The sequence below is a fragment of the Cytobacillus pseudoceanisediminis genome, from assembly GCF_023516215.1.
Classification (GTDB): domain Bacteria; phylum Bacillota; class Bacilli; order Bacillales; family Cytobacillaceae; genus Cytobacillus; species Cytobacillus pseudoceanisediminis.
In genome coordinates this window covers 3585432-3610441 of sequence record NZ_CP097349.1, presented here as the reverse complement: position 1 = coordinate 3610441, position 25010 = coordinate 3585432, and the positions used below count along the sequence as shown (strand labels likewise).

Below are 25010 nucleotides of genomic sequence, written 5' to 3'. Positions count from 1 at the left end.
ACAGGCACTTATTTTCCTAATGATGGTCTGCAAGATAAAGGTCATCAATCTTCCTGGCTAGCTTAAAATCCAGACCTGTCAGCCCATTCTCACTCCAGGAAGTGAGGGAGATGATCACCATTTTGTATTGAATGGTGATAAAAGGATGATGGTTTTCTTTTTCGGCAAGCGATGCTATTTTATTTACGAATGCGATTCCATCGAGGTATTCTTTGAAACGGTAACGTCGTTCAATCCATTTGCTGTCTTTTCTTTTCCAGTCCGACAGCGTGGATAGTTGCCGGGCTATTTCTTCTTCACTTAATCTTTTCATACTGTGGCATGCCTCCTGCCAAAAATGACATCGAGTCCGTTTTGAATCAGCCGGACATAGCGTTCTTCCCTGCTTAACTTTTCAAGCTGGTCCAGGAGCAGTTTTTTCAAAGGGGATTCTTTGTCATGCTTTTCAAGCAGTTCCAATACTTCCAGCTGAAGCAGCCATTCTTCCGGGAACTCGTCGAGAATTTTTCCGATAACACTGTGAAGAAGGACATCCTGAGAGAAATTTGTGTCTCGGATTTGCCTTACTTCCGCATATAGCTCTTCCAGAGGCGTAAGGGTTGTTCCTTCTTTTGGACTTTCTTCTTCGTTTATAACAGATTCCCCGTGGTATGCAGCGTAATCTGCTGCGATGGGCCGTGCAGAAACAATCTGACTGCCCACAGCTAAATCATATGTGCCCCAAGTGGGATGGAACAAGATTTCTTCTCCCTTTTTGACGAGACATTCTTCAAGTGATATTAAAACAAGGGTATCATGATTAAATAATAGATTCGTCACATGGCCGGAAATTTCTACTCCGCTTTCGAATGTGATTTGCATCATTTTATTTATTTCGATGCCAAGTTTTTTCAGGCTCTGTTCAGATTGATTCTCCAGCTTAATGCCTCCAGCAAGTTTTCCGATAGGCGCTCCAAAGCCGTCATTGTGAATATCAGGACCATGATGATTAATTTGTTCATTTTGAATCGAAAGGGCACTTGGACCTGAGGTTTTGACATAGATGGCTTCCCCTTCTGCATCCTTCATGATATCGGTGAAAAGACCAGTAATCTGAATTCCGGAATTGAACTCGATGTGCGCAACCTTGCTTGAAGCGATCGCTTTTTCGATAGCCACTGTACCGCCTTGCCTGAAGGCCATCGACTCGCCGAACCTCGTCACTTCCTCAATCAATTGTTCAAAGCTTTCGCAAACAAATAGCTGAGTCTGCATAGATGTAACGTCATAGCTGGTGTTAATCGCATCTTCAATTGTAAACAGGCGTTTCTTCACCTGATCGGACAGGCTATGTTTACTTTCTCCTACAGATGACAGCAGTCCTGCACCGAAGATCTTGGGCTTCTGCAGATCGCCAATCAGTCCAAATTCAACTGTCCACCAAAAAATCCGGGAGATTTGCTCAGCTTCAGAAAGTCCTTTTACGAGATGCTGTTTTTCCTTTAACCGCTGTTTGGCTGCTTCAATTTCTTCTTCTGTTGAAGCAGGACTTTCCATGACAATCGATAAATGCCTGATTGCTTCAAACACCTCATGTTCTTCTTTTGTCGCAAAAGCGTTGGCGCCGATATTCCCTATTAATTTAACAAACTCTGAGTAGGTTTCATCAAATAAAATCGGTGCATGCCCCGCCGCTTCATGGAGAATGTCAGGAGCGGGTGTGTATTCGATATTGGTCTTCTGGCGTATATCCGTTGCGATAGGAAGGATGCCATGCGCTTGAAAATCAAAAAACGCTGTGCCCGGAATCAATCCGTCGACAATGACAGCCCCCCAGCCGATTTTATCTAAATGATCGTTCATTTCACTTACCCGTGGAATGCTGTCGATGGAAATGCCGGATGACTTCAGACCTGAAGTGAATGCATCATGGGCTATGTCCTCAAGGAAATGATGATTTTGCCTCATCACATATCTCCAAACCGCATGGTCAATGGGACTGTAAGCATTGTAATGCTGCTGGGCTGTAAAAGGGCGTAAGTGCAGGGGAATCGATTTCTTCATTTGGTATGTCTCCTTTTATTAGTTTTCATGCTTAAACGCTTTTTAGTGCGAAAGTAAATGGATATAAAAAGTCCCTGCTGAATTTTCATTCAGCAGGGACGAATTTATTCGCGGTACCACCCTGATTGTAAGTATATAACTTACCACTTCACAGAATAACGGCTAAACCGTCTTATTTCAGAAAAGAAATAAGAAGCTCCAGAAACGTAATTCATGATCTCCTTTGTACTGGTTTTCAGCACCACCAGCTCTCTGTAACAGGGAGGATACCACTACTTCAATTCCTTCAAAGCATTTAAGTATTAGGATGCTTTATATCTTAAACGCTTTTAAGTGTTAAAGTCAACACATTTTATTTAATAAAAGAAAAAGCCCAGAAGCATTTCTGAGCTTGTGTATTATTGTTCAATTTTAGCTGATCTGCGCTCCTGCTCTGCCATGATTTCCGCATCTTCGGCATTGTCCCGTGTTACTTTCTGAGTCAGAATGGATCCAACTGCCACCAGGAGCATGACCGCAATATAATACCCTTTTTCATTAAGCTCCATATCAGCATTGTAAAGCCCAATCAGAAACAGGCCAACGCCGGCGATCAGTGTAAAGTATGCTAAAAATGTAAAAGCTGGCGTGTTTCTCCTTCTATACTTTTGCATGTGTTTCAATCCCCTTTTTCCATAACAAATTTTCTCGGTTTCCCCTTGCAGTGCTGTAAGGTTTACATCTAATACAGCAGATGTAACATTTTATTCTTTATGACTTAAAATTATCCTTTTTTGTAAAAAAATGCAACATAAAATCATGTGAGTTTTCTACTGTTTTTAATTTTCGTTGAAAATTCACCTATTTAGAAGATATGTTTGTGTAAAAAGGTTTAAATAAAGAGAGAATCTAAAGCTGGTATTTTTTTATTGGCTGAAAGGAGGTAAAGATTTGTTAGCGAATATAGTGTTCCGGGACTGATTCTGTTTTACTTTTACTGCTGATAGCAAGTGGAATATTTTTTGTTTACCGGCTGTTTAAGAAATAACCGATATGAGGTGGCAAAGTGCGCTATATTTTATTAATCGCAGTAATAGGTTTGCTGATTTATATTCTTTTTCGGATGTTTAAGTCCAGAAGAGACGTATCAGGCAATAACTTTACCCCAATTGATGACTTGGATAATGGGCTGATCAGGAAAAGCAGCAAGGAACCTCATAAAATTGAAGCTAGAAGTGAAACTTCATTTGAAGATAGAAAGGAGAATTAAATCTGGATACTATGAAATTTACAGAAGAATACAATGATCCGATTTTATATGATAAAGAGAATGACTCCTACCAGGAGGATGTTTCCTATCTGCTGAAATGGGCTTCAAAAACGGGTGGGCCAATTATTGATTTAGCCTGCGGGACAGGGAGAGCGGCCATTCCGCTGGCAAGTAAAGGGCATCGTTTGATTGGAGTAGATGCCCATAGCGGAATGTTAAACCTTGCAAGGGAGAAATCAGCTGGGCTGGGCCTGCAAATTGAATGGGTGGAACAGGATTGCCGAGGTCTCAGTCTGAATGTGAAGAGTCCGTTCATGTTCTCAGTCGGAAATTCTTTTCAGCATTTTTTAACGAATGAAGATCAGGATGATTTCTTATCATCTGTTAATAAACATCTGGAACGCGGCGGCATCTTTGTCTTTGGATCAAGGTTTCCGAGTGTGGAAGAGCTGCTGCAGCCTGCAGAAGAAGAATATTGGAAAACGTATATAGACCCTGTCAGTCAAAACAAAGTGGATGTATATACAATCAGTACGTACGACTCACTAAGTCAGATTCAGCATTATATCACTATAAGAAAATTTTACGATAGTGAAGGAATGCAGACCAATGAAAAAAGAACAAGTATAAACCTGCGGTATGTTTTTCCAAGAGAAATGGACCGGCTTCTATTGAATAACGGAATGGAGATTGTCCATGTATTTAGTGATTGGCAGGAGACACCTGTCAGATCTGATAGCTATGAGATGGTTTATGTTTGCAGAAAGATGAGAGAAATCTAGGGATTATACTGCCTGTCCTCTTAAAAATGAGGGCAGGATTTTTTATGGGTGTCACCTAGCGAATGTCCAAATTATGGTAATGTTAATTTAAAAGATATATTTGGGCAAGGGATGGTTGGTATGAAGAGAGTTTTGCGGTTTTCAAAAATTATGCTGATGCTGACGATACTGTTCACATTGGCTGCCTGTTCTGAAGAGGAAAAGTCGAGCAAAGAAAAACAAGTTGAAGAAAAGATTGCTTATTCATTTGAACATCCGGAGACAAAACAAAAATACAAAGTCGTACACGCTTATAAGCTATATACTTCTCTGATTGATCAGCTCGAAAAAAACCAAGAAGATGCCGGTGAAGTTTATCAGAATAAAATAATAAAAAAAGTCTACAACACATGCTTTGAGGGCGGGGAATACCTCCACATGGTAGATAACCTGCTGAAATGGTCCCCTGAAAACTCTGATTCAATTAAGAAAGTTCTGAACGAAATCGATGAAGAAAAAACAAATGTTGCCATTAAGGATGCACTTCTAAAATCCTCAGATTTTTTACCTTCGGAGGAAGAAACAGCAGTTTGCGTTTTTCCTTCACATCCCGGAAATGAGAATACAATGGTTGCAGCAGGAGCTGGAAAGATTATTGTTTTTTACAATGAATTTTACACAGAAGATATGATTAGGGCCGGCATAGCTCATGAATATCATCACAGTATTTGGACTGAACAACACTTAGAAAAGTATATATCTTTTTCTGTGCTGGATAACCTCATTTTTGAAGGTAAAGCTGTGATGTTTGAAAAGCTCATTTATCCAAATATCACCTTTTCTCAAGTGGACCCAAGTTTTAATAAAACCTTCTGGGCAAAAGTTGAAGGAGATTTAGATACATATGATCTAAATCGTTCTCTGGAGATTTTAATGGGCGGTCAGGCCCTTCCACGTCATTATGGCTACAGTGAAGGCTACAAAATGGTAGATTCTTATCTCAAACTGCATCCGGATACTACTCCGGAAGAGTGGACAGCCTTGAGTGCGGAAGAGATTTTTCAAGAGGGGCAGTATTTAAAAAATTATCAGTAGCGCTGAGGAGGAGTAATGGTGAAAAGAATGCCGTTTGAAAGACCTGCAGAGCATTATGATGAAAGACTGTTATCCATTGATGAGCAGATATGCACTTTGCTGAAGAGGCGGAAGGAATTATCTGATAACCCAGGGTATCCGCACCTTGATGTGATTTCGAAATGGGCAAAAGTGAATGGCCTTTATGAGGATTATTTAAGGTCACTATTTGGCTTGCTGGAAAATGATGAGCATTTCCGCCCGCAGGTCGAGCCCGTTAATTTTCAAAAGTATATACCGATTTTGAAGTCAGTTGAGAAAGAAAAAGCTATTTACTCAGTGAACTTTATTAGGCAATATGAAAATGCAAGTGTCGTGAATTTTAATATCGATTGGGAAACTGACGAAGAAAATAGAAGAGATCGGCTTCACCGGCATAGTTTCTGGGAGTTAGAGATTGGTGAAGGATATGATACAAGAATAACGGGTGGAAGTGGAACAGACGGACATCTTAACCACAATTTTGTTGTATCCCCGCCTCTGCCTGAACAAATATCTGGGCTGGAGTTTTTTTCAAAGAGTATAAAACTCCTTTCAAGAAGAAGCCCACAGACCTGGAGATATGGATGCGTTTATGAAGCATCAGGAGATGTCTCCTCGTTAATGAACTTAATTAGCATCACTTCTTCGGTTGTATTGTTCTTATAACTTATACGGGAGTCTATTGGTTTCCCTGTTCTTCACCATCCTGCTCTTCTTGAAAGTGACGAAATTAATCCGTTTGTTAAAAGAAAATTGATGACGGCTGCTGGAAAGCTCGGCTTAACCACAATATATAGCTTGGTGACAAGAGCTTTTTAAGGAGAAATTGACTTAAAGTAAATGAATACGGCTGATAATGTAATGGCGGCTGTTGTTTGAAGGGGTGAGAGAGATTGAATTATGAAGAAATCATGAAAAGGCTTGAGGAGCTTGGCTCTGATCAGACGAAGCGGATCTTTATGAATCACGGGGCGAAGGAGCTTTTTTGGCGTGAAGGTTGGAGATTTGAAAAAGCTGGTGAAGCATGTAAAGAAGAATCATGAGCTGGCACTGCAATTATATGAATCAGGAAATCATGATGCGATGTATTTGGCAGGACTATCTGTTAATCCGAAGCTAATGACAAAGGAGACTTTACAGGATTGGGCTGAGAAGGCTTATTGGTATATGCCTGCGGAATATACAGTTGCCCAGGTGGCCGCTGAAAGTGATTATGCTCTTGAATTGGTCCGGGAGTGGATTAAATCGGAGGAAGAAATGGTTTCAGTCTGCGGCTGGAGCACTTACTCCAATTATGTTTCAATCACATCTGATAATGAGCTGGATGTCAATGAAATAAAAGCATTATTGACTAAAGTTAAAAATACCATTCATGAAGAAAAAAACCGAGTAAGGTATGTGATGAACGGTTTTGTCATCTCTGTGGGGTCATATGTACCGGAGCTGAATGTGGAAGCGAAGAATGTTGCTGTACAAATCGGAAAAGTGCATGTGGATGTCGGAAACTCTGCCTGTAAAGTGCCTTTGGCAAAGGAAAATATTGAAAAGGTGGAATCGAAGGAACGGGTTGGGGTTAAGCGGAAGACATGCATATGCTAAGAGAATCTAAGAAGACAGGCATGGTAATATCCATGCCTGTGAAACCCTCAATAATAATACATATGTTGAGGGAAATATTGTTGGGTGTATTGATATTGCTGGTTTGGTTCCGGCCTATGAACATTTCTGCTGCAGTCTTTTGTCGGGCCGATAAAGGTTGAAGGTTGGACAGGTGATACGGTCTTCTGCCATTGCTTTTCATCCATACAATAAGTGTGCGCCATTATATTTGAAGGCGTTAATTTGAGAATGTCTGATCCCAGGATGACTTCCGGAGTAGGAGCATTAAAGATGGCCAGCAGATGAGTGCTGTCGGTATTGGCTATCTCATAATGCCACCAGCCCTGAGGGACATTGGCTACTTGCCCAGGTGTAATGTAATAGTTCTGGATTTGTTTTGTAAATGGATTAAGTAATGAAACAGTCGCTGTACCTGAAATACAATAAACCAATTCTGCAGCGTTTTGGTGATAATGAGGTTCTATCACATTATTTTTGCTTAGATAGATGTCCAGAAGTGAGACATCTTCCAGCGTGTTTAATTGCTGAATGCCCAATACATTTATTAAATTTCTGTTATCTTTTTTCATTAGATTGCTTTTGTTCACATCAAAAAAGTAATTTAAAGACGGAGAGCTGTAATCCAAATATTTAACCATTTCTGCTCAGTCCTTTTGGGAAATGATTTTCTCAGATAAAGTATGCATATGCCTACAATCGGTGCATGTACCTAAATAACGTGGTTGTGTTTGAAAAAGAAGGAGAGCAATAAATGAAGAAAAAAGGCATAAGGTTCTCGACTGGTATGAAAGGTAAAATCACCATTACTAAAAAGAGACCAAAAGTTCTATAGGCTTAAGAAAACTAATCGCTACAGTATTCATTATTTGTTTGCCGGCCCCATGTGTACCTCTATCTTTCTATATAACCTGCATTATTTTCCAAATTATCTTTCTTGATGAAAGAGTCCGATCTTCTTCTGCGTCTCAAGTCCTATTTGAAAATAAAGCTGAGGCTCATTATAGATATTTCCAAATACAGGTAAGATGAGATCAAGAAAGGGAATGTGCCTATAGATATTTTTTAGCATCCCGACAACGGGACAAACCGTTGATTAAGAACATTGGTAAAGGGAGAGGTTATATGGCAGTATTGCCGTCCAGTTCTTTAAAGATAATATTGGTTCTTTTCTTGCTCACTTCATTTAGTCATGATTTGCTTGAAAATTCTGCTTCAGCTGAGGAAGACATCGAAGCAAAAATAGAGAAGGCAATTAAGGATTACCTGGAAGAATATCAAGTTCCAGGAGCTTCAGTTGCCATCGTTCATAATAATGAGCTGTTTTTTTCAAGGTCATGGGGCGTTACTGGAGAATCAGAGGAGGAGGTTACAGAACAAACTCCTTTCACGATTGGCTCCATAAGCAAATCATTAACGGGAATGGCCATAATGAAATTAGCTGATAATGGAACCATCCGCCTGGAAGCCAGCATTCAGGAATATCTTCCCTGGTTTACACTGAAAAATGGAAAATGTCAGAAGTTGAACTGACTGCTGAACCTGGTGAGAAACATCAATACAGCAATGCCAATTTCTTAATTCTGGGTGCGATGATTGAAGAACTAACAGGAATGCCCTATGCAGAGTATAGGGATCAGCAGATTTTTGAGCCTTTAGGAATGAAAAATGCTGCAGCCAATAAAGAGGGAGCTTATAAGAAAGGATACCTTAGCGGTTATCAAGCCTGGTTTGGATTTCCGGTGAAAAGTTCTGTAGCCTACGATAATGCCGGGGCACCATACGGATACATTGCGGCCAGTTCTGCAGATATGGTCCAATTTGTAAAATTATTGAGCGGGAAAGGGCCAGATCATTTTATCAGTGACAAAACATTGGATTTATTTATGACTCCTCAGGTTCAAACAGGTGAGAACCGATATTATGGTTTAGGAATACGCATATCAGGCCCGGATACTTCCAGAGAAATGATCTGGCATTCTGGTTCTACACCTGATTCGCATGCAGAAGTCTTTTATATCCCGGAAACTGGCTGGGGCGGCGTTATTCTGACAAATAAGAATCATATTTTAGAGGAAGATGGGCTTTATTATCTTAAGAATCATATTATTAGCCTTTTAAATGGCGATGAGACAGAACAAGTACCTAATCATAGTTTGGTGATACAATCCATTCTGCTGGGATGCGTCCTGCTGCTAATAATACTTTCAATCTATTTATGGAAAAGATTCAGAACCCGGAAGTTTCTAAAAAAGGGAATGGAACTTTTCTTAGGGCTGATTTTTATTGGCCTGTCAGCTGGACTAATCCCTGTTTTCACAGCTAGTACATCTTCACCTTGGCATTCCATCTCTGTCTTTGCACCTGATATTGCCCTTTTAACGATTTTGGGTGTAATTCTACTAGCAATAAATGGGCTGCTGCTATTTAGATTAATTTTTAATAAAGCAAGGTAATGGAAATGCCTGTCTACATCCGTTAGACAGGCAATTTTTTATATGTTCACTGCATTTTTCCTTGTTTTCCGGGCTGTCATCGCTTTCCATAATCCAAACCCTATTAACGCTCCAATGATATTTAGAATAAAGTCATCTATATCTAAACTTCCTCTTCTTGTGACCAGCTGTATAATTTCCACACTAAGAATCATAACAGTCATGGTAACTGCAAATGATTTAATTCTGTTTAGCGTTCTTATAAAATAGGGCAGAAAAATTCCCATTGGCAAAAATGCAGCCACATTGCCGGCAAGGTTTTTTATAGGAATGATTAAATTCATACTTCCATTTGAAATAGCTAGTACATACCCATTAATTGTTTTAAAAGGCACAAAGTTTGAGGAAAGCTTCATATATTCCATTAACGGCATGTCTGACCAAAATCCTCTCGATATAAAGAAGAGTAATACTGTTAAGGCACCTAGGTAAGAAAGAAAGCTAATTCCCATGATCAATCTTATGATCTTTTTCATTATTATCCCCGCTTAAAAATAGTCTTTGATAATAATAACATAATTTTTCCAATTTTCACCCAATAAACTTAACTGCCTGCTATTATAATAAAACTAATGCAATGCATAAGGGGGATGTTATGAAAAAGGATTGGATTAGAATGATGGCTATGGCATTCATTATTATAAGTGCAATAACCTATTATGAATTCTTTTTTGTCCAAAGAATTCACTTGAGCTGTATCAGGAGATTGCCTTAGCAGAAAACTACAAAGAGGCTCGAAAAATTGTTCTGGAGGAATTTGAAAGCAATTTCAAGGAAGAGGATTTTGAATACATTGCCTGATCGAATAAGCCATTTTACTCTATTGGAATATGAGGGCAAGACCTTTGTGATCATGACATCCCCGGGCACTGAAAAGTTAAAAGTACTTGCCGTGGAAGAACTGCCAGATGAATTGAGGGAGTGTTTTATGAAATTGCCTCAATAGATTAATAGTCATATTTTAGTAGATAGGGACATCTTTTATACAGAGGTGTTTATTTTGAAAAAGAAACTAATATGGCTGTGTGTAGTTACAGTCTTGATTTTTACGTTTTATGAAGTAATGTTAAAAACCAAAACGGTTCGTTATACGGGCGAAAACGGGGATTGGTCAGTTGAAATTAATGCTAAGCTGGCTGGTCTTGAAGGAAGTCACTCCATAAAGATCCGCTATAAAGGGTCAGGTACCGTTGAGCGTGCAGATTATAGAATTTTCCCGGATGATTATGAAGGGGGATATCCGGATTTTGATAATAAAGGAAACTATTATTGGGCATGCAGTGACTGTGGTTATTATGACCAGAAAGATGAACTTCTTTTTTTCATTGTATGGGAGGAAAGAGGAAAAGCAGGTGAAAAGGCGGGTTTTATAGATTTAAAGAGGAGCCGATAGGAGGAAATTAATGCTGTGGGTACTGACGCAAAATAAGAGAAGCTTAGTCAATGTGAAAGAGGTAACTGTTAAAGGAAAAACCGTGGAAGGAATAATCAGCAGGAGTTTCTTTGTATATTGGAGCAGGGTCCTGGGTGAATATGACTCTCATGAAAGAGCAATGGATGTGGTCAAACAGATTCATAAAAAATTAGAGGGTGAAGCAAGAGGTTCAACGGCCTTTTCTGTGCCTGATATGTAGAGTTCAATAATATTTGCCGTACCTATTAAGATGGGAGCGGCATTTTTTTTGGTGAAAAGTGGATGGTTAATTTTATATCGAATTGGATGGTTATCTATTGACTGGTTTACGGTATTATTTAGTTATAGAAGTTTATTAAAATGTAAAAGAAGAGGTGCGCAGCATGGGAATAATGCTTGGGCTGGTTCTAATTATCTTAATTTTTGCTGTGGTTTCGACTTTGCTGCTGACAGGCAAGGCTGATGAAAACTATGGAAGTTCAACAAAACGGAACACAACCAATTTAACCTTAATATATGTGGTAATTATTTTTATCGGATTAGCTTCTCTTGGAGTTTATATTTGGCGGTTCTAAATACAAATGGAGATGAAAAAAGATGACATGGGCAGTAGTGGTTCCTATTATTCTCGTTAGTCTGCTGAAAATCGTGCTGACCTGTATGCCGACCGGCACGGTTAATTGGCTGATCCGGAAATTTGAAACTCATTCCAAGCTTGATGAAAAAGAGGTTACAGTCACAATTGGTGATACTAGGCTGAAAGATGAGGAGAAATTTCAGTTTATCAATCAGTTCAATGAAGGAATATTTATTAAGAAACACTATATCCACCCGGGCAACGAACAGCTTTTTTTACGGCCGGAGATCAGTGGAACACCTATAGTTATTGAGTTTCTGGAAAGAGATGACAAGCTGTTCGTATATAGCTATAAGGACCGAATTGATGTGGTCAAACAGTGCAGAAAAAGGTCATCGCATACAGCTTGATTTCTGATAGCCTGCAAAGCAGTTCACTGGCAATCAAGGCCAGTTAAACTAAGAGCATCAAATAGACGCCTAGATCCTTCGTGATTTAGGCTTTTTTATGTCTGCAGGAGGGAGGGGAATTACTGCAGCTTACCCTGCTGATCATGCGTGTTGCCTTAATTCTGGTGACAATTGGAAATTAGCCATCTATACTGAATCTATAAAGCTGATGGAAAGGAGGGGCGCCCTTCATGAAAATCCTGCTTAACATCGACCCGCGCAACGAGGAAACCTCCGTGACAATTCATTGCAAAGAAATCACCCCGGATATCCAGGAAATCCTAGAGTACCTTAGGAAGAATGAAACCGGCCTGATTGTCGGAAAGGATGGAGAGAACCAGCACTTAATAAAGCCTGATGAAGTTCAATTTTTCCGTTCAGAAGGCGACACAGTGACAGCCGCCACCCCTGAAGGAATTTTTAAAGTAAAGCAAAAACTTTATGAACTTGAACAATCCCTCCCTCCCCACCGGTTTATCAGGATATCCAAATCAGTCATAGCGAACCTTTACGCCATGAGCCATTTTGAGCCATCCTTTAACGGGACACTCTGTGTGCACTTTAAATCGGGGGAGAAGGAGTATGCTTCACGCCATTATGTCGGACGGATAAAGGAAATTTTGAGAATGAACAGGAGGGAGACGAAGTGAGGACATTTTTGTACAGAAGCATGATCGGCATATTCTTTGGGGGATTCATTTCTACAGCGGCAACTATAGCCTTAATTTATTTCGGCGGTCAACCCACGTTAGATGGGCAAACATTTATCATAAATGCATTGGGCTTTATTATCAGCGGCTGGCTGTTTACGGTTACTCCGCTTTATTTTGAAATCCGCTCACTTCGCCTGCCCATGCAGACTGCCCTGCACTATCTTACCGTCACGATTGTTTATTTCACATTAGGTCTTTGGATTGGCTGGATTCCGATCGGAGTAAAGAACTTTTTCATCTACCTTGGAATCTCACTATTGGTTTACGCGATTGCCTGGATCGGCTTTTATCTTTACTTTAAAAACGAATCGAAGAAGATGAATGAGGATCTGGAATGTATCGAATAGAATTGAAGGAGGATTCGGATGGAAAGTGTCATTTCTGTAAAAAATTTATCTAAAAATTTTGGTGCCGCCCGGGCAGTAAACAATCTTTCCTTTACTGTTTATAAAGGGGAAATCTTCGGAATTATAGGGCCGAACGGAGCAGGAAAAACAACAACACTTGAAATACTTGAGGGGATCTCTGTTCCGAGCGGAGGGGAGGTTGAAGTGCTTGCCCTGTTCCAAGCAAGCAGCTGCGTGAATTAAACAAAAAAATCGGCGTGCAGTTTCAAGCCACATCCATTCAGAAGAAAATGAAAGTAAAAGAAGCGCTGGACCTCTTTTCTTCCTTTTACGAAGGCCCGGCGCAAAAAGATTATTTAATAGACTTGCTGGGCTTAAAAGAAAAATTGAACGTAACGTTTGATGACCTATCCGGGGGCTGGAAACAGCGGGTAACGCTCGCCTTAGCCACCCTGCATGAACCTGAAATTCTTTTCCTCGATGAACCGAGTATGGGGCTGGATCCTTCTGCAAGGCGGGAAATGTGGTCATTAATACGGCTGTTAAGGGACCGGGGCAGCACCATTGTCGTGACCACGCACTATATGGAAGAAGCTGAGCAGCTTTGTGATCGGGTGGCAATGATCTATAGCGGCCAATTGAAAGCACTGAATACACCGCATGAATTGTTGAATGAAGGGGCTGCTGACTGTCTGGCCTTTACGAGTGCCGGCCTTAGCCGTGAATATTTACTCTCCCTTCCTGGTGTTGAACGAGTGGAAAATAACCTGGACGAATTCAAAGTGTACTGCGATGATCAGCAGACAACAGCTTTTCACATTTTCGCTCACTGCCAGGAAAAGGGGATACGTCTGGCAGACTTTAAGTTTGAGAAGGGCTCACTCGATGATTTATTTGTCCAGTACTTAGAAAAGGAGAAAATCGGATGAATGCTATTGTAAAGCTCGCCGCCCTTGAAACGAAAATGTTTTTAGGGACCGGTTAAGCACGTTCTGGACGTTCCTGTTTCCAGTTGTCATGATTTGGCTGTTCGGTTCCATGTTTGTAGGAGACAACATGAGCCAAAAGGTTTTTGCAGAATACTTTGTTCCTTCATGGATTGGCGTCAACATAGTAACCACTTCCTTTTTTACACTGGGAACCGTTTTAACCAATTACCGGGAAACGGGTGTTTTAAGGAGGTATCAGTCAACTCCGCTTCAGCCATGGAAAATCCTCGCCGCCCATACCTTTCAAGGGACCGTCATCTTTGCCATATCTGCCTTGCTGCTTATGATCTTTGGGATGCTTCTGTATGACCTGACTCTGCCGGCTTATATTGGCAGTACGCTGCTTTCTCTGCTGATCAGCATCCTGGCCTTTTTCCCGTTTGCTTTATTCCTGACATCCTTAGCTAAAAATGCACAGTCTGCAGCAGCCATCAGTTCCTTATTCCTGAACCTGATGCTGTTCCTCTCAGGTGCGACCTTTCCTCTTGAGATGATGCCATCAGTCCTTCAATACGCAGCTAAAATCCTTCCGCTTTATTATGTGATTCAATTGCTGAGGGGTACCTGGACTGAAGCGCCGATTACGGAATATGGATTTGAAGCTGCTGTTCTGATTGGGATTGCGATTGTGTCTGTTGTACTTGCTGTGCGATTCTTTCGGTGGAGCGGAAAGTAAGCCCTAAGAGATTGGGGCTTTTTCATTGCATAAAGACATATTGAGTTTACAAATATTTGTTAATATTTATATAATTACTTAATTCATGTTATAAAGGTGGTTATGAATATGGAAATCTATCAAGCTTCAATGGAGGATCTGGAAGGAGTTTCTGCATTATTTAATTTATATCGCGTATTTTACAAACAAGCACCCGATTTGGAAGCAGCAGCCGATTACGTAAAAGAACGATTAGAGAAGAAGGATTCTGTCATATATGTGGTGAAGAAGGAAGGAAAGTATCTTGGATTTACTCAGCTTTATCCAACTTTTTCATCTATATCTATGAAAAGAGCCTGGATCCTGAATGATTTGTATGTGGATGCAGAGGCAAGGAAAGAGGGAATAGGGGAAAAGCTCATAGACAAAGCGAAAGAGCTCGCTGCTGAAACAGGTGCGGTAAGTATCAGCCTCAGTACGGCTCCTGATAATTTTTCTGCACAAAGACTCTATGAAAAAATCGGGTTTAAGCGGGATGAGCAATTTTACCATTATGAATTGAGTATTTAATGGATTCTTTAAAAAGGAATGGATTTTCCGTACTCTTGGATCCATTTAAATATCAAATGAATAATATTTATGGTTTTTTATAAATTTTTCTGTTTGTATTATCTGGATTTAAGTAATTTGCAATAGGTTCTGAAGGCTCTCTCTTTGCAGGGGGCCCAATACCACAGACTCTTTGAGTTCTTTAGATCTGTGACATCGTAATGTATAACCCTGTGGATATGTGAATTAGATAAGCAGATATGCTGATTTTTCAATGATGGAAGATTCAATTTGTTGTAGAATTTTGCATTACCTTAATGAAAAAACGCCTGAAAACCAGGCGTATTTTCATTATTCTAGAGTTTTCAGAGCCTCAGCAAACCGCTTAATACCTTCATGGATTCTTTCTTCATTTTCCCTGCCAAACGTAAAACGCACGAATCCCTTCTCAGCGCCCATGGTGGTTCCGGGAACGTAGATGACACCCCGTTTAATTGATTCTTCAAGCAGCTGATTTTCATTATGCTCTTTTTTGATTCTGCACCAAAGATGGATTCCGCCTTGCGGAGTGCTGAATTCCACTTGGTCTTTCAGGAAATGATTCAGGCTTGAAACAATGGAGTTTCTCCGCTGTTCCAAATGTCTGGTTAGAAATTTTAAATGTGACTCAAAGCCTGCGGACTCAATAAAATCATTCGCAATCCATTGCGAAAAGCTTCCATGACCGAAATCCACCTGCTGCTTAGCATCTGATAACCGCTCAATTACTGATCTCGGACCGATGATCCAGCCGATTCTGAGGCCGGAAGCGACAATTTTGGTCAGGGAGCTTATATATAAAACAATGCCGTTACGGTCGAGGGATTTGAGTGTCTTCATTTTTCCGCAGGTAAAGGGTGTCAGGCTGTAAGGATCATCTTCCACCAGCGGAATTCCGTATTCAGAGGACAATTCAAGGATTTTTCTGCGCCTGTCTTCAGGAAGCAATGTGCCTGTTGGGTTCTGAAAAATGGGATTTAAAAAGATCATCTTAATTCGATGCTTTTTATATAAAGCTATAATATCATCAGGATTTATTCCATCCTTGCCTGTTTTTAAATAATAAGTTTTGACTCCGGCTGATTTAAAGATTGGCAGGCTGTAGTGGTAAGAGGGATCCTCGATGGCAACAGAGTCCCCGGGCTTTAAGAGGCATTGGACGACAAGGTGCAGGGCCTGTTGGGCACCGGAAGTAATAAGTATGGAAGAAGGGCTGGTCTCGATGTCCCGGAACTTTTTTACATGGTCAGTCAGTGTTTTTCTCAGGATTTCATTTCCCTGAGGGTGATCGTACCCCAGTGTCCCGATAAAAGAGCGATTGGAAGTAATCTCTCTTAGCGAAGCCAAAGGAAAGAGGTCCTGAGAGAGTTCCCCGCTGGCCAGGTTGATCAGTTTTGTCTCTGCCAGTTCTTTATGAATCCTTTGTGTGACTGGCAAATTGGGCAAAAAGGAGCCTGCTTCTATATACCGGTTCCAGCTTGGAATGCGCCTTTTGGCCATTCCCCAAATATCTTTGCTGACCATCGTACCGCTTCCCCGATTTCGTTCAACAATCCCGTTTGACTCCAGTTCATCATATGCAGCAACAACCGTGCTTCTATTGATATCAAACTGTTTTGCTAACCCTCTTTCTGAAGGCAGCGGTTTGTCGGGAGGGAATGTGCCATCTGCTATTCCGTTTTCTATATACATCGCCAGCTGCTTATAAATAGGTGTTTTTGATTTTCTATCAGGTTTCCAATCCAATTGAAACATCCTTTTCGAAGTGAAACTTTAAAATTATTATAACAGCCTTTTTCTAAAATAATGGATGGAGAGGGTTTAAAAGCGTAAAAAAAGCAGATATATGGCTTTTAAGGTTTGTTCTTTTCCATTAACTTCTGAAAGCCGTAATTAACATTTGCAAGTGCGAAGGAAATCAGGAACAGAGTAATGGGTTTGAATTTTTTAAGCTTGTAATGGCCAATCTTTTGGAATAGTGCATTTAGCGGGAAAGCAAAAATGATGTCCATCACGAAATTAAAGAAAAAATATAGCAGGTATTTACCATAAGTAAAATGAAATACCCATAAATTTATTGCGAAAAAGGGACCGAAAATAAAAGCTAATGCGTCCAATACAATAAATTTTGTACCGCCTTTTACTTTCCACCATTTAAAAAGAAGGTTTAAAAGGGTTTGCACTAACAAAATGCATGAGCAAAATAAGGTAACCGGCAGAAATCTTTTAAAGGACGACTTTGGGAGGAAAATGACTGTTATGGTCCATAAAAGGATTGCGTTAACAACTCTAAAGAAATTTACGTTCAAGAGTAACCCTCCTTTTTTATTATGGTGTTGAATTGTATGGCGATTATTCGAGTAGTAAAAGAAAATATTGACTTTTTTAACTGTAATGATTATCATTACAGTATACCCGATTGGGGAAAGAAGGATTTACTTTTGAATGTTAACTGTAAGAAATTATATTACATTTATAAAAAATATCTAAACAATAGAGGGAGTGTTTTTAAATGGTGAATTTATTCTTATCATCAAGCTGCGGTTCCTGCCGGAAAGCCCGTGCATGGCTTGAGGAGCATCAAATAGATTATGTTGAACGGAACATTGTAACAGATCCGCTTACAGTGGATGAAATTAAATCGATTCTGCGCCTTACAGAAAATGGGACTGAGGAGATTATTTCAACTAAATCAAAAGCTTACCAGGAGTTAAACGTGAATATTGATTCCATGCCGCTAAAAGAGTTATATCAATTGATTATCGATAATCCTCAAATGCTGCGCAGACCGATTATTCTCGATGAAAAAAGACTCCAGGTCGGCTTTAACGAGGACGAAATTCGCAGCTTCCTTCCACGGAAGTTTCGTACGTTTTCATACAATGAACTGCAAAGATTGGCTAACTAACCAGTCTGTAAATTGTTGACAAGTCGATCTGTAACACTTAGTATTACAGTACAGTATGAGAAAATATAGGAGGCCGGCCATGAATAGCGATTTTACTCTTGCCATTCACAGTCTAACTTATCTCGCCCTGCAGCTGGATCGCATGTCAACGAGCGATGCGATTTCTGAAAGTGCAGGTGTCCATCCGGTCCGCATCCGAAAAGTCCTGAGTTTATTAAAAAAACATGGATTTATTAAATCAAAAGAGGGAACGGGCGGCGGATTTATTTTTGCCCGGGATTTAAGCGAAGTGAATCTTTGGGATATTTATAAGATTACTTCTGAAGGCGCACTGCAGCCGAAGTGTCCGGATTCAAATGAAGCCTGTGTAGTGGGGGCTAATATGCAAAGAGTTCTGATCAACATCTTTTTAGGTGCAGAGGAACATTTAGGTGAATATTTAAAGCACTATACATTAAAGAATATTGTTGATTTGATCTATAAAGAAAATTAATTGGGAGCTAATAAGCTTTCCATTCATTAAAATGTAATGAAAATTATTACAGTTTGAAAATCTCATTTAAGAAGGTGAAAAAAATGATGTCCAACAATAAGGCCATTTTAAAAGCGGGAGATTGGATTAAGGGGAAATCCCGTGAAGGGGAACTAATCGTTGGCTATATCGAAGCTCTTGAAGAAGGATTTATTAAGACAAAAGTTATTTCAAGTGATAATAAAACTATTGAAGGCAAAATCATTCCCCTGCTTAGCAAACAGGTTAAGAAAATGCCGGCGGCAAAGGTAGCCAATAAAGAACAGATCCATTTCCTGATCGACCTTGCCCTTTCCACTGGAGATGAAGAATGGTTTTTTGAATTGACCTCGAAGCTGAATTCGATGAGAGAGCTTGTGAAGGATATTAAATAAAAACCGGGGAAGTGCCTGTGTCCGTCTGCTTATAAGCAGTCAGATGCAGGCACTTTGTTTTATATTGCTTTACAGTCTTGTGCATTCTGGCTGTCCATACGATTCCTTATTATTTCTGTCAGCTTTAGTTCTGCATGAAAATAACCGTATTGGGTGCTTCCTTTTCTGCAGGTCCTCTCCACTTCATCAAGAAGGGAATATGCTTTTTCGGCATCTCTATTTAAATAAGCCAGAATGGCTTCGCTTCTTTTGTAGCTGACCTTATCTATTGTATACATATTGCTATGCAAGGTTTTAATTAAAGTCAGATCAGGTTCTAAGGACAGGAATGAGTCGATTTGCCGGATATGTGAAGCAAACTGCAGACGGAATTTCGTTTTGTTGGTTATAGGAAGTTTTTTGAAGGCTGCAATTGATTCCGAGGCTTGCTCATAATTGATATTCATGAGGTGATAGTAGAATAGCAGGAATGCGGTAGTCATGGCCTCTGGGGAAGCTTCTGTTTTATAAGATTCCTGGATTAACTGTTCATCCCACTCGCTTGGGGTGCGCGGTGACATCACTTCTTTTAATAGGATAAGCCCGGCGAGATATGTCTCTGCTTCTTTGCCGCCTTTGTGCAGAAGCAGAAAAACACTGCCATCTGAGTTAAAGGTTCCTTTAAAGGGAATAGCCGTTGCAAAGAAAATGGCTAAGTTCAGTACTGTAAGCATCATAGCCATTTCGGCCTTTGTCATAGCCCAAATGGATAGACTGATTACAAATGCAATTAAAGTAAATACAGGACCGCCTGCCACAAACCATTTGTGCTTCTTAACCATCTTCGTTAAGTTTATTTCGTCCGGCATGCAGCTGGCCAGTCCGCCAAAGGCAAGCCAGCTTTGGTTTGGCACTATTTTTAAAGCAGGGCTCTTTTCGATTGTGATAGGCCCGACTGTCAAAAATAAAAACGTGTAGCCGGCAAGCTTTCCGCCGATGACATGACCGAGTTCATGGATAAAGAGAACGATGAAAGCACATGCGGCCACAAGCCCAATAGAGAAGGCTTTATCTGCATGGGAAGTAAAAGAGAAGCCGATTAGGAGAGCAATGCCTAATAAGCATATATAGAAGGGGGTAAAAATTTTACTCATTGAGATATCTCCTTTAATTTTTGCTGGATTTATTTACTTTTAACAGCTGTATGAAAAGCGCCATGGATGTCATAAGCATCGGGATAAATAAAACAATAGAGATGAAGAATCCTATTTTGCCTGCCTGATTAAGGAATCCCTCTGCTAATTTCATGAATGCTAGAGCAATAATTGTGAACAGGAGGGCAGCAATGGTTACTATGTATACTGGCTTAGCCGTTCGTTTTACCTGATCTGTTTTGGACGCAGCATCACTATAAATAGGCGGTGTGCCGGGAACCGCTTTAAACAGGTGAATTCCTGTATGTGAGTAAACATGTGTCCAGCCGGCAGCTGCAAATAAATCGCAGTATTCTTCTTCGTCTTCTGGTGTCATTTCATGATAGTCGATACTGAATATTACATCTTCTGGGCTGGACTTTGTAAATGTATACAGGCCGCCTTTAAAGGATTCGACCATCCACCCCTCTGCAGCTTTTTCCCGCAGCATCTGTAAATCCTTTTGTTCAAAAAAAGCGAGTCCATTCGAGATTTTATATGTTTTCTTCATTGTACTCTCCCTTTATTCAATCCATCTTCCGCAAATTGCACCATCGTTTTTCTCCTTTCAATATCAGCTTGAAGAATTTCACGGCCTCTTTCTGTCAGTACATAAACCTTCCTCCTCGAGTTTGCATCCTCGAATAGCTCAACATACTCCTGTTTGATCAGCTTTTTGATAATGGTATATAGGGACGCCGGCCCAATATTCACCTCGCCGTTTGTTATTTCTTCAACCAGGCTCATCACTGCATAGCCATGCCGGGGCTCTGTAAAGGCCGCCATTATATAAAAGACGGAATCTGTTAATTGTTCTAAAGATTTCATGCCAGCACCAACTTTGTATCATTTTATGATATATCTAAAAGTAATATATCATAAAACGATATAATGAATCTATAAAAATTTCCAATTTATTTGAAGGAAGATGGATATTGGTTTCGAATATGTACAGGAAGGTATTAATATAAATTCATGTTAACAGCAGATTTTGGAACGGAGCTGCAGGTGTGAAAAGGTTAGCGATTATGACTGTCGGCAAAACGCATAGCGGGAAAACGACATTTGCGAAGGCTTTAGAAAAAGAATTGCCCAACGTGCCAGAGGTTATCCGTATTATAGCTGATATTTCGATGCGATTGGACTGAAGACTATTAAAGAAGGGGAGTGTTTTTCTTAAAGGTAAATATAGAAAGTATGCTGTATGCTGTGATGATCGCAATTCCCATTCAGCTTATGCTGAATGTCTGCAGAATCAGCAGACTGACAGAATGGACTATTGATACCGTTAATATTGTATCGTCTGTTATTATCATCAGCGGATTTATCCTTTGCTCTGTTTTCCTTATTAATTTAACAAAACGCTGGCTGTCTGAAACAAAGGCCTGGTATTGTAATGTCATACTCTGGCTGCCTTATGTTGTGCTGTTTTTATATATGACAACAAGTCTTTTTCCAATTACTTACCAGGGGGATGTTCCGAACACTGCTTCTGGCCTTATGGCAATTGGAGCTTTAGCTGTTTTTCCGTTTTACATTTTGTTGATCAGTCTGGTTAAGAAGAATGAGCAGGGATGGTATGTATGAAAAAGGAGCGGCAATAAGTTGGGCATCAGTCAAATGTTTGCAAGAAAAGTAATAGCTGCATCGATTTCAGGGTCACTGTTCGCGGTTGTGTTAGGTCTGATTGCAACGGATCCGTTTGTTGGAGAAGCTGGTTCGGCTGGTGAATACTTTCGGGGAGCTATTATATCCATTCCCTTCTATCTTTTATACAGCTTCCCGGTCATTTTGATTTATGGCACATTAACTTCTGCCGTTAGTGACTTATTAGCCTTTTTTATTTCGAACCATACAAACAGGAAACTGGAATTATATATTTCATTAATCCTGCACTTGCTTTTTGGGTCAATTCTGTATGGTTTAAGTTTAGGAGCGGCTGTGTTATTTTTTATAACGGATTATATTTTGCGCCGCAAACAATTCGGAAGCTGGAGAAATGCCTTGAAATCTTTAGGATTGCCTGTTTTGGTTTGGATTGTCTTTATGGGTGGCGTGTATGTTATGGCTGCTTCCTTACTGAAATAGTAAGAATAATGGATTGTTTTGATAAGTAGTTCTTCGAGAAAAAGGCGGCTATTTTTATTCGATCTGGGGTTACGTTCCATTTTTATTAATACCATTCAGTAAAGAGGCGGAAAAATGAACCTAATCCTTTTTGCTATTATCCACATTGTAATTGGGTGTATATTCATTTATACATACGGTAAATTGCCAAAAGCGATGTCCACATTTGCATTCGTTTTTCTTACTATGAGTTTTCTTTATTAGGGAGCAGTGTTAATCAATTTTGCTAGTTAGTCAGCTGCCAGAAGGGCGGCTTTTTATTTTTGGAACGATGGATGCAAAGGGGGATTTGATGAAGAAGACAAATGCGAAAAAGTATTTTAAGAGAATGTTATTTATATTATTGGTGTCAGCTTTTGTTTATAGCATTTATATAAATCTCGGATACAGGCACTTTATAAAACAAAGCCAGGAAAGGAATTATGCACATTTGAGGTCCATAGCTGCAGTAGGCGATAATTCGGCTCACTGGCTTGAGGAATTTGTTCAGATACCTATTGAGAAAGAGGATGAGTGGAAAGACGAGTTATATAATTCATGGAGAGTTGTGAACGGAGAGAGCAGAAGTATCAATTCCTATTTGTCTGCCATGTCTGTTTTTGATATGGGAGAGGATGCACCTGATTGGAACTTGCTTCAATATAGCTTATTTCGTGTTGATGGGTTTATAAATGGCATGACGGATAAGTTTCTTGAAAATCAATCATATCGTATGAGTAAGGAAGAAACAGAAAGAATAGAAGCGGTTATTACAGTTTATAGCAGTGTTAGCGAAGAACTGGAAAAGGAATCTGTCAATGTAGAAAGACTCCTGGAATCTATAAAGGAACCGATGCTGGTAATAGATGATTATTATGCGGATGCCCTTGAGAAAGTGGATAGTAACTAAGAGCTTTCTTTTGGGACTTACATACACTAAAGGAAGGCAAATATCCCCCACTAAACGTGGGGGTATGGTCACCTATAAACACTTTCACATGTATTAGCTTGGGGTTCATAATAGCAATGCTGTTTGAATTGTCCTGAAAAAGGCTGATCGTACCATGTTGGCGGACATGGAGCATATGGATTGAAATACCAGAGAGCAAACTTGGAAGGATGCTGCCTCCAATAGTCTAAGGTTTGTTTAGCCAATCGTTTCTCTACACCTCTGGCCCTGTTGTAAAAAACATTTCCTTTCTGTACGGCTTCAAAAGAGTAATTTCCTCCCTGCACTTGAAATATGACTTGAGGTATTGTCCGGAGACCTACAAAATCGAGGCAATCAGCCGCTCTTCGATTGACTATAACATTTCCGACCATAAGCATCCCCAGTTTTCCTTCACCTTCGGCTTCTGCCCTCATCATCCTTGCCATTAAAGCCACGTCACTGTCGGTATATTGTACTCTTGGCACTTTTTATCACCTCTAAAAGAATTGTATTAAGAAATCCTGTAAACATGCTAACGGGTTCAAAGGAAGAAATATTAATTGGGGGTGCAAACCGCATTGCGTGTTCAGCACCCCTTATTACGGATATATAAACAGTTAGTGTGGCTTAACTGCTTCGAGCTCTATTTAAATAAGCTACCTAATTTATATGCTGCCTCCGTTTGAAATATGCAAAAAAAGGGAGTTTAATGAAACCTTTTCTATGGGAATTCGTACCATTACTTATGAGGGGTGGGTATCTTGAAAACTCAAAAAGATAAAAGTGGAGTAAGCCTGAAAAAATTTTTATATGGTATAGGCCTATTTATTTTCGGGGGATTGGCTTTAACAAATGTGACGGCGCCGCTGCCTTAAAGGAATCAACCAAAGAATTTCTTTTGTTTATTTTTGGGTGTGTACTAATCTATTATTTTTTAGTAAGTGTCTACTTCATAGGCGGATTATGGAGGAAAGTTTTTTATGCGATTTTAATTTTGCTATGCGGGTTTAGTATATTAATGGTTTTTTATTTGATAACACATTCAATACCTCACTAATATTTAGAAAGGTGGAGATAAATTGAGCAGATCAATAAAAATCAGCTGTTTTGTATTTTTGCTGTTTTTGATGACTGGCTGCAGCCACTCTGATTCAGATCCGGTTACTTCCGAAAAAGCAGTTTCAACTGAACAGAGTAATCTAAAAAACTTTAAAACAGACGATGGAAAAATAGAAATTGTTACTTTTAATAAAGGAAATTTTTCCGAAGATGCATTAAAAGCAATTAAGGAAGAAACCCTCGATTACTACAATCATCTGCAAAAGAAAAATATTTCAATTCTCTCCCCATCTAAAATATATTTACATCTATATAAAGAGGAAAAGGTAAGTTATTCAAGCGGGAATACTATACACCTTTATTGGGTGAAAGATGGAGATTATCCTCTCGTTCACGAACTTACTCATGTATTATTTGGCCATAATCATGACCATGTTACACAAGAAGGTCTGGCGATTTTTATGCAGGATTCCTATTCGGACGAAAAAGTATTTCCTAATTATAAGGGAGATATCCATGGCATCATGAACTATTTAATGATGCAAGAAGTTATGCTGCCTCTGGAAACACTTCTGCAGAAGGATGAAATTTTTTCATATTTAAACCCAAATAAAGACTCTCATTCTTTAAGGTGGCTGGCTTATATTGAATCTGCTTCATTTTCGAGCTTCCTTATTCATGAATATGGTATTGAAAGTTTCCTTAAAATCTATGATAAGCCGAATTTAACCAACGAAATACATACTGTATACGACTGGGGATGAGTGGAAAGAGTTTGTTCAAGAGAAACCCGTACTAAATGAAGAATTAATTCACCGCAATGACTCTCAGCTTCCTGAGATTATTAATCACTTAGAACTGAATAAAAGTGAGTTATTAAAACCTTTATAATTTGAGAAGGGGACAGGAATACTG

At 39.6% G+C, this 25010-nt stretch carries 30 protein-coding genes, 5 pseudogenes and 1 other annotated feature; of the genes and pseudogenes, 25 read left to right on the top strand and 10 right to left on the bottom strand.

The window, feature by feature from the left end:
* Positions 1-16: 16 nt before the first annotated feature.
* The 3 genes from M5V91_RS19435 to M5V91_RS19425 all read right to left on the bottom strand — a co-directional run bounded on the left by M5V91_RS19435 (position 17) and on the right by M5V91_RS19425 (position 2696).
* Positions 17-313 (bottom strand): 4a-hydroxytetrahydrobiopterin dehydratase, encoded by a 297-nt coding sequence (locus M5V91_RS19435; protein ID WP_251175582.1) that lies wholly within the window; start codon positions 311-313, stop codon positions 17-19.
* The gene (locus M5V91_RS19430; RefSeq protein WP_251175581.1) at positions 310-2043 is read right to left on the bottom strand and encodes an aromatic amino acid hydroxylase; all 1734 of its coding nucleotides are present in this window, start codon (positions 2041-2043) and stop codon (positions 310-312) included. Before M5V91_RS19430 ends, M5V91_RS19435 begins: the two co-directional genes overlap by 4 nt.
* Before the next feature lie 91 nt (positions 2044-2134).
* Positions 2135-2342: a binding site (T-box leader), on the bottom strand.
* 99 nt (positions 2343-2441) lie between these two features.
* Positions 2442-2696, bottom strand: coding sequence for a YiaA/YiaB family inner membrane protein (locus tag M5V91_RS19425; protein WP_009335475.1), 255 nt, complete (start codon positions 2694-2696; stop codon positions 2442-2444).
* A 392-nt stretch (positions 2697-3088) separates the two neighbouring features.
* Here M5V91_RS19425 and M5V91_RS19420 point away from each other — a divergent pair, with 392 nt between their 5' ends.
* The 5 genes and pseudogenes from M5V91_RS19420 to M5V91_RS19400 all read left to right on the top strand — a co-directional run bounded on the left by M5V91_RS19420 (position 3089) and on the right by M5V91_RS19400 (position 6768).
* The gene (locus M5V91_RS19420; protein WP_251175580.1) at positions 3089-3292 is read left to right on the top strand and encodes a hypothetical protein; all 204 of its coding nucleotides are present in this window, start codon (positions 3089-3091) and stop codon (positions 3290-3292) included.
* A gap of 11 nt (positions 3293-3303) precedes the next feature.
* The gene (locus tag M5V91_RS19415) at positions 3304-4074 is read left to right on the top strand and encodes a class I SAM-dependent methyltransferase (protein ID WP_251175579.1); all 771 of its coding nucleotides are present in this window, start codon (positions 3304-3306) and stop codon (positions 4072-4074) included.
* A gap of 120 nt (positions 4075-4194) precedes the next feature.
* The gene (locus M5V91_RS19410; protein ID WP_251175578.1) at positions 4195-5148 is read left to right on the top strand and encodes a DUF2268 domain-containing putative Zn-dependent protease; all 954 of its coding nucleotides are present in this window, start codon (positions 4195-4197) and stop codon (positions 5146-5148) included.
* 15 nt (positions 5149-5163) lie between these two features.
* Positions 5164-5835 carry a hypothetical protein gene (locus M5V91_RS19405; RefSeq protein ID WP_369425903.1) on the top strand — a complete coding sequence of 224 codons (672 nt, stop codon included), beginning with the start codon at positions 5164-5166 and terminating at the stop codon, positions 5833-5835.
* A gap of 227 nt (positions 5836-6062) precedes the next feature.
* Positions 6063-6768, top strand: a pseudogene (locus M5V91_RS19400) (DNA alkylation repair protein).
* A gap of 47 nt (positions 6769-6815) precedes the next feature.
* Here M5V91_RS19400 and M5V91_RS19395 read toward each other — a convergent pair.
* Positions 6816-7427, bottom strand: a complete 612-nt coding sequence (locus M5V91_RS19395) for a cupin domain-containing protein (protein WP_251175576.1) — start codon at positions 7425-7427, stop codon at positions 6816-6818.
* Positions 7428-7911: 484 nt separating this feature from the next.
* Here M5V91_RS19395 and M5V91_RS19390 point away from each other — a divergent pair, with 484 nt between their 5' ends.
* Complete coding sequence (locus M5V91_RS19390) at positions 7912-8319, top strand: serine hydrolase domain-containing protein (protein WP_251175575.1); 408 nt, start codon at positions 7912-7914, stop codon at positions 8317-8319.
* Positions 8301-9242 (top strand): serine hydrolase domain-containing protein, encoded by a 942-nt coding sequence (locus M5V91_RS19385; RefSeq protein WP_284521444.1) that lies wholly within the window; start codon positions 8301-8303, stop codon positions 9240-9242. The genes M5V91_RS19390 and M5V91_RS19385 overlap by 19 nt, the downstream gene beginning before the upstream one ends.
* A gap of 38 nt (positions 9243-9280) precedes the next feature.
* On the opposite strand, the gene M5V91_RS19380 is transcribed toward M5V91_RS19385, so the two are convergent.
* Positions 9281-9757 (bottom strand): VanZ family protein, encoded by a 477-nt coding sequence (locus M5V91_RS19380; protein WP_251175573.1) that lies wholly within the window; start codon positions 9755-9757, stop codon positions 9281-9283.
* 308 nt (positions 9758-10065) lie between these two features.
* Between M5V91_RS19380 and M5V91_RS19375 the strand changes: the two genes are divergently transcribed.
* From M5V91_RS19375 to M5V91_RS19325, 10 genes and pseudogenes are all read left to right on the top strand, one after another.
* Complete coding sequence (locus M5V91_RS19375) at positions 10066-10227, top strand: hypothetical protein (protein ID WP_175502229.1); 162 nt, start codon at positions 10066-10068, stop codon at positions 10225-10227.
* Between the two features lie 54 nt (positions 10228-10281).
* Positions 10282-10674: a hypothetical protein gene (locus M5V91_RS19370; RefSeq protein WP_251175572.1), complete on the top strand. Its 393-nt coding sequence runs from the start codon at positions 10282-10284 to the stop codon at positions 10672-10674.
* A 10-nt stretch (positions 10675-10684) separates the two neighbouring features.
* Entirely contained in the window at positions 10685-10915 is a 231-nt protein-coding gene (locus tag M5V91_RS19365) for a hypothetical protein (protein WP_251156691.1), read from the top strand.
* Between the two features lie 163 nt (positions 10916-11078).
* Complete coding sequence (locus tag M5V91_RS19360; protein ID WP_009335464.1) at positions 11079-11270, top strand: hypothetical protein; 192 nt, start codon at positions 11079-11081, stop codon at positions 11268-11270.
* A 22-nt stretch (positions 11271-11292) separates the two neighbouring features.
* Positions 11293-11729 (top strand): annotated as a pseudogene (locus M5V91_RS19355) (YfmQ family protein).
* Positions 11730-11912: 183 nt separating this feature from the next.
* Positions 11913-12371 (top strand): LytTR family DNA-binding domain-containing protein, encoded by a 459-nt coding sequence (locus M5V91_RS19350; protein WP_251156692.1) that lies wholly within the window; start codon positions 11913-11915, stop codon positions 12369-12371.
* A complete protein-coding gene (locus M5V91_RS19345) occupies positions 12368-12781 on the top strand; it encodes a DUF3021 domain-containing protein (protein ID WP_251175570.1) in 414 nt (137 codons plus the stop codon). Before M5V91_RS19350 ends, M5V91_RS19345 begins: the two co-directional genes overlap by 4 nt.
* Positions 12782-12799: 18 nt before the next feature.
* Positions 12800-13710, top strand: a pseudogene (locus tag M5V91_RS19335) (ABC transporter ATP-binding protein).
* Positions 13707-14446 (top strand): annotated as a pseudogene (locus M5V91_RS19330) (ABC transporter permease). Before M5V91_RS19335 ends, M5V91_RS19330 begins: the two co-directional pseudogenes overlap by 4 nt.
* A 108-nt stretch (positions 14447-14554) precedes the next feature.
* Entirely contained in the window at positions 14555-14995 is a 441-nt protein-coding gene (locus M5V91_RS19325) for a GNAT family N-acetyltransferase (RefSeq protein WP_009335459.1), read from the top strand.
* A 330-nt stretch (positions 14996-15325) separates the two neighbouring features.
* Here the strand turns inward: M5V91_RS19325 and pdxR are convergent, their stop codons facing one another.
* On the bottom strand, positions 15326-16759 hold the full coding sequence (gene pdxR, locus M5V91_RS19320) for a MocR-like pyridoxine biosynthesis transcription factor PdxR (protein WP_251175566.1): 1434 nt from the start codon (positions 16757-16759) through the stop codon (positions 15326-15328).
* 766 nt (positions 16760-17525) lie between these two features.
* Between pdxR and spxA the strand changes: the two genes are divergently transcribed.
* The 3 genes from spxA to M5V91_RS19305 all read left to right on the top strand — a co-directional run bounded on the left by spxA (position 17526) and on the right by M5V91_RS19305 (position 18827).
* The gene (gene spxA / locus M5V91_RS19315; protein WP_009335456.1) at positions 17526-17921 is read left to right on the top strand and encodes a transcriptional regulator SpxA; all 396 of its coding nucleotides are present in this window, start codon (positions 17526-17528) and stop codon (positions 17919-17921) included.
* A gap of 79 nt (positions 17922-18000) precedes the next feature.
* A complete protein-coding gene (locus tag M5V91_RS19310; RefSeq protein WP_009335455.1) occupies positions 18001-18414 on the top strand; it encodes an RrF2 family transcriptional regulator in 414 nt (137 codons plus the stop codon).
* An 83-nt stretch (positions 18415-18497) separates the two neighbouring features.
* Complete coding sequence (locus tag M5V91_RS19305; protein ID WP_251175565.1) at positions 18498-18827, top strand: IDEAL domain-containing protein; 330 nt, start codon at positions 18498-18500, stop codon at positions 18825-18827.
* Between the two features lie 59 nt (positions 18828-18886).
* On the opposite strand, the gene M5V91_RS19300 is transcribed toward M5V91_RS19305, so the two are convergent.
* The 3 genes from M5V91_RS19300 to M5V91_RS19290 are packed head-to-tail and all read right to left on the bottom strand — an operon-like array spanning position 18887 to position 20827.
* Positions 18887-19960 carry a zinc metalloprotease gene (locus M5V91_RS19300; RefSeq protein WP_251175564.1) on the bottom strand — a complete coding sequence of 358 codons (1074 nt, stop codon included), beginning with the start codon at positions 19958-19960 and terminating at the stop codon, positions 18887-18889.
* A 13-nt stretch (positions 19961-19973) separates the two neighbouring features.
* Positions 19974-20510: a DUF2812 domain-containing protein gene (locus tag M5V91_RS19295; protein ID WP_251266915.1), complete on the bottom strand. Its 537-nt coding sequence runs from the start codon at positions 20508-20510 to the stop codon at positions 19974-19976.
* Positions 20507-20827 (bottom strand): PadR family transcriptional regulator, encoded by a 321-nt coding sequence (locus tag M5V91_RS19290; protein ID WP_217026171.1) that lies wholly within the window; start codon positions 20825-20827, stop codon positions 20507-20509. The genes M5V91_RS19295 and M5V91_RS19290 overlap by 4 nt, the downstream gene beginning before the upstream one ends.
* 182 nt (positions 20828-21009) lie before the next feature.
* Between M5V91_RS19290 and M5V91_RS19285 the strand changes: the two are divergent.
* From M5V91_RS19285 to M5V91_RS19270, 4 genes and pseudogenes are all read left to right on the top strand, one after another.
* Positions 21010-21096: pseudogene (locus M5V91_RS19285) on the top strand (ATP-binding protein); the annotation flags it as partial.
* 70 nt (positions 21097-21166) lie between these two features.
* Positions 21167-21586: a hypothetical protein gene (locus M5V91_RS19280; RefSeq protein WP_251175562.1), complete on the top strand. Its 420-nt coding sequence runs from the start codon at positions 21167-21169 to the stop codon at positions 21584-21586.
* A gap of 18 nt (positions 21587-21604) precedes the next feature.
* Positions 21605-22087 carry a hypothetical protein gene (locus M5V91_RS19275; protein ID WP_251175561.1) on the top strand — a complete coding sequence of 161 codons (483 nt, stop codon included), beginning with the start codon at positions 21605-21607 and terminating at the stop codon, positions 22085-22087.
* 331 nt (positions 22088-22418) lie between these two features.
* Positions 22419-23015, top strand: a complete 597-nt coding sequence (locus M5V91_RS19270; RefSeq protein ID WP_251175560.1) for a hypothetical protein — start codon at positions 22419-22421, stop codon at positions 23013-23015.
* A 68-nt stretch (positions 23016-23083) separates the two neighbouring features.
* Here the strand turns inward: M5V91_RS19270 and M5V91_RS19265 are convergent, their stop codons facing one another.
* Positions 23084-23521 (bottom strand): cell wall hydrolase, encoded by a 438-nt coding sequence (locus tag M5V91_RS19265; RefSeq protein ID WP_009335446.1) that lies wholly within the window; start codon positions 23519-23521, stop codon positions 23084-23086.
* Between the two features lie 594 nt (positions 23522-24115).
* Here M5V91_RS19265 and M5V91_RS19260 point away from each other — a divergent pair.
* Positions 24116-24859, top strand: coding sequence for a hypothetical protein (locus M5V91_RS19260; protein ID WP_284521442.1), 744 nt, complete (start codon positions 24116-24118; stop codon positions 24857-24859).
* Positions 24860-25010 lie beyond the last annotated feature (151 nt).

Coding starts and splice junctions, on each gene's coding strand:
- M5V91_RS19435 (WP_251175582.1), bottom strand. CDS start 313: ATGAAAAGATTAAGTGAAGAAGAAATAGCCCGGCAACTATCCACGCTG.
- M5V91_RS19430 (WP_251175581.1), bottom strand. CDS start 2,043: ATGAAGAAATCGATTCCCCTGCACTTACGCCCTTTTACAGCCCAGCAG.
- M5V91_RS19425 (WP_009335475.1), bottom strand. CDS start 2,696: ATGCAAAAGTATAGAAGGAGAAACACGCCAGCTTTTACATTTTTAGCA.
- M5V91_RS19415 (WP_251175579.1), top strand. CDS start 3,304: ATGAAATTTACAGAAGAATACAATGATCCGATTTTATATGATAAAGAG.
- M5V91_RS19410 (WP_251175578.1), top strand. CDS start 4,195: ATGAAGAGAGTTTTGCGGTTTTCAAAAATTATGCTGATGCTGACGATA.
- M5V91_RS19405 (WP_369425903.1), top strand. CDS start 5,164: ATGGTGAAAAGAATGCCGTTTGAAAGACCTGCAGAGCATTATGATGAA.
- M5V91_RS19395 (WP_251175576.1), bottom strand. CDS start 7,427: ATGGTTAAATATTTGGATTACAGCTCTCCGTCTTTAAATTACTTTTTT.
- M5V91_RS19390 (WP_251175575.1), top strand. CDS start 7,912: ATGGCAGTATTGCCGTCCAGTTCTTTAAAGATAATATTGGTTCTTTTC.
- M5V91_RS19385 (WP_284521444.1), top strand. CDS start 8,301: ATGTCAGAAGTTGAACTGACTGCTGAACCTGGTGAGAAACATCAATAC.
- M5V91_RS19380 (WP_251175573.1), bottom strand. CDS start 9,757: ATGAAAAAGATCATAAGATTGATCATGGGAATTAGCTTTCTTTCTTAC.
- M5V91_RS19365 (WP_251156691.1), top strand. CDS start 10,685: ATGCTGTGGGTACTGACGCAAAATAAGAGAAGCTTAGTCAATGTGAAA.
- M5V91_RS19360 (WP_009335464.1), top strand. CDS start 11,079: ATGGGAATAATGCTTGGGCTGGTTCTAATTATCTTAATTTTTGCTGTG.
- M5V91_RS19350 (WP_251156692.1), top strand. CDS start 11,913: ATGAAAATCCTGCTTAACATCGACCCGCGCAACGAGGAAACCTCCGTG.
- M5V91_RS19325 (WP_009335459.1), top strand. CDS start 14,555: ATGGAAATCTATCAAGCTTCAATGGAGGATCTGGAAGGAGTTTCTGCA.
- spxA (WP_009335456.1), top strand. CDS start 17,526: ATGGTGAATTTATTCTTATCATCAAGCTGCGGTTCCTGCCGGAAAGCC.
- M5V91_RS19310 (WP_009335455.1), top strand. CDS start 18,001: ATGAATAGCGATTTTACTCTTGCCATTCACAGTCTAACTTATCTCGCC.
- M5V91_RS19305 (WP_251175565.1), top strand. CDS start 18,498: ATGATGTCCAACAATAAGGCCATTTTAAAAGCGGGAGATTGGATTAAG.
- M5V91_RS19300 (WP_251175564.1), bottom strand. CDS start 19,960: ATGAGTAAAATTTTTACCCCCTTCTATATATGCTTATTAGGCATTGCT.
- M5V91_RS19295 (WP_251266915.1), bottom strand. CDS start 20,510: ATGAAGAAAACATATAAAATCTCGAATGGACTCGCTTTTTTTGAACAA.
- M5V91_RS19290 (WP_217026171.1), bottom strand. CDS start 20,827: ATGAAATCTTTAGAACAATTAACAGATTCCGTCTTTTATATAATGGCG.
- M5V91_RS19270 (WP_251175560.1), top strand. CDS start 22,419: ATGAAGAAGACAAATGCGAAAAAGTATTTTAAGAGAATGTTATTTATA.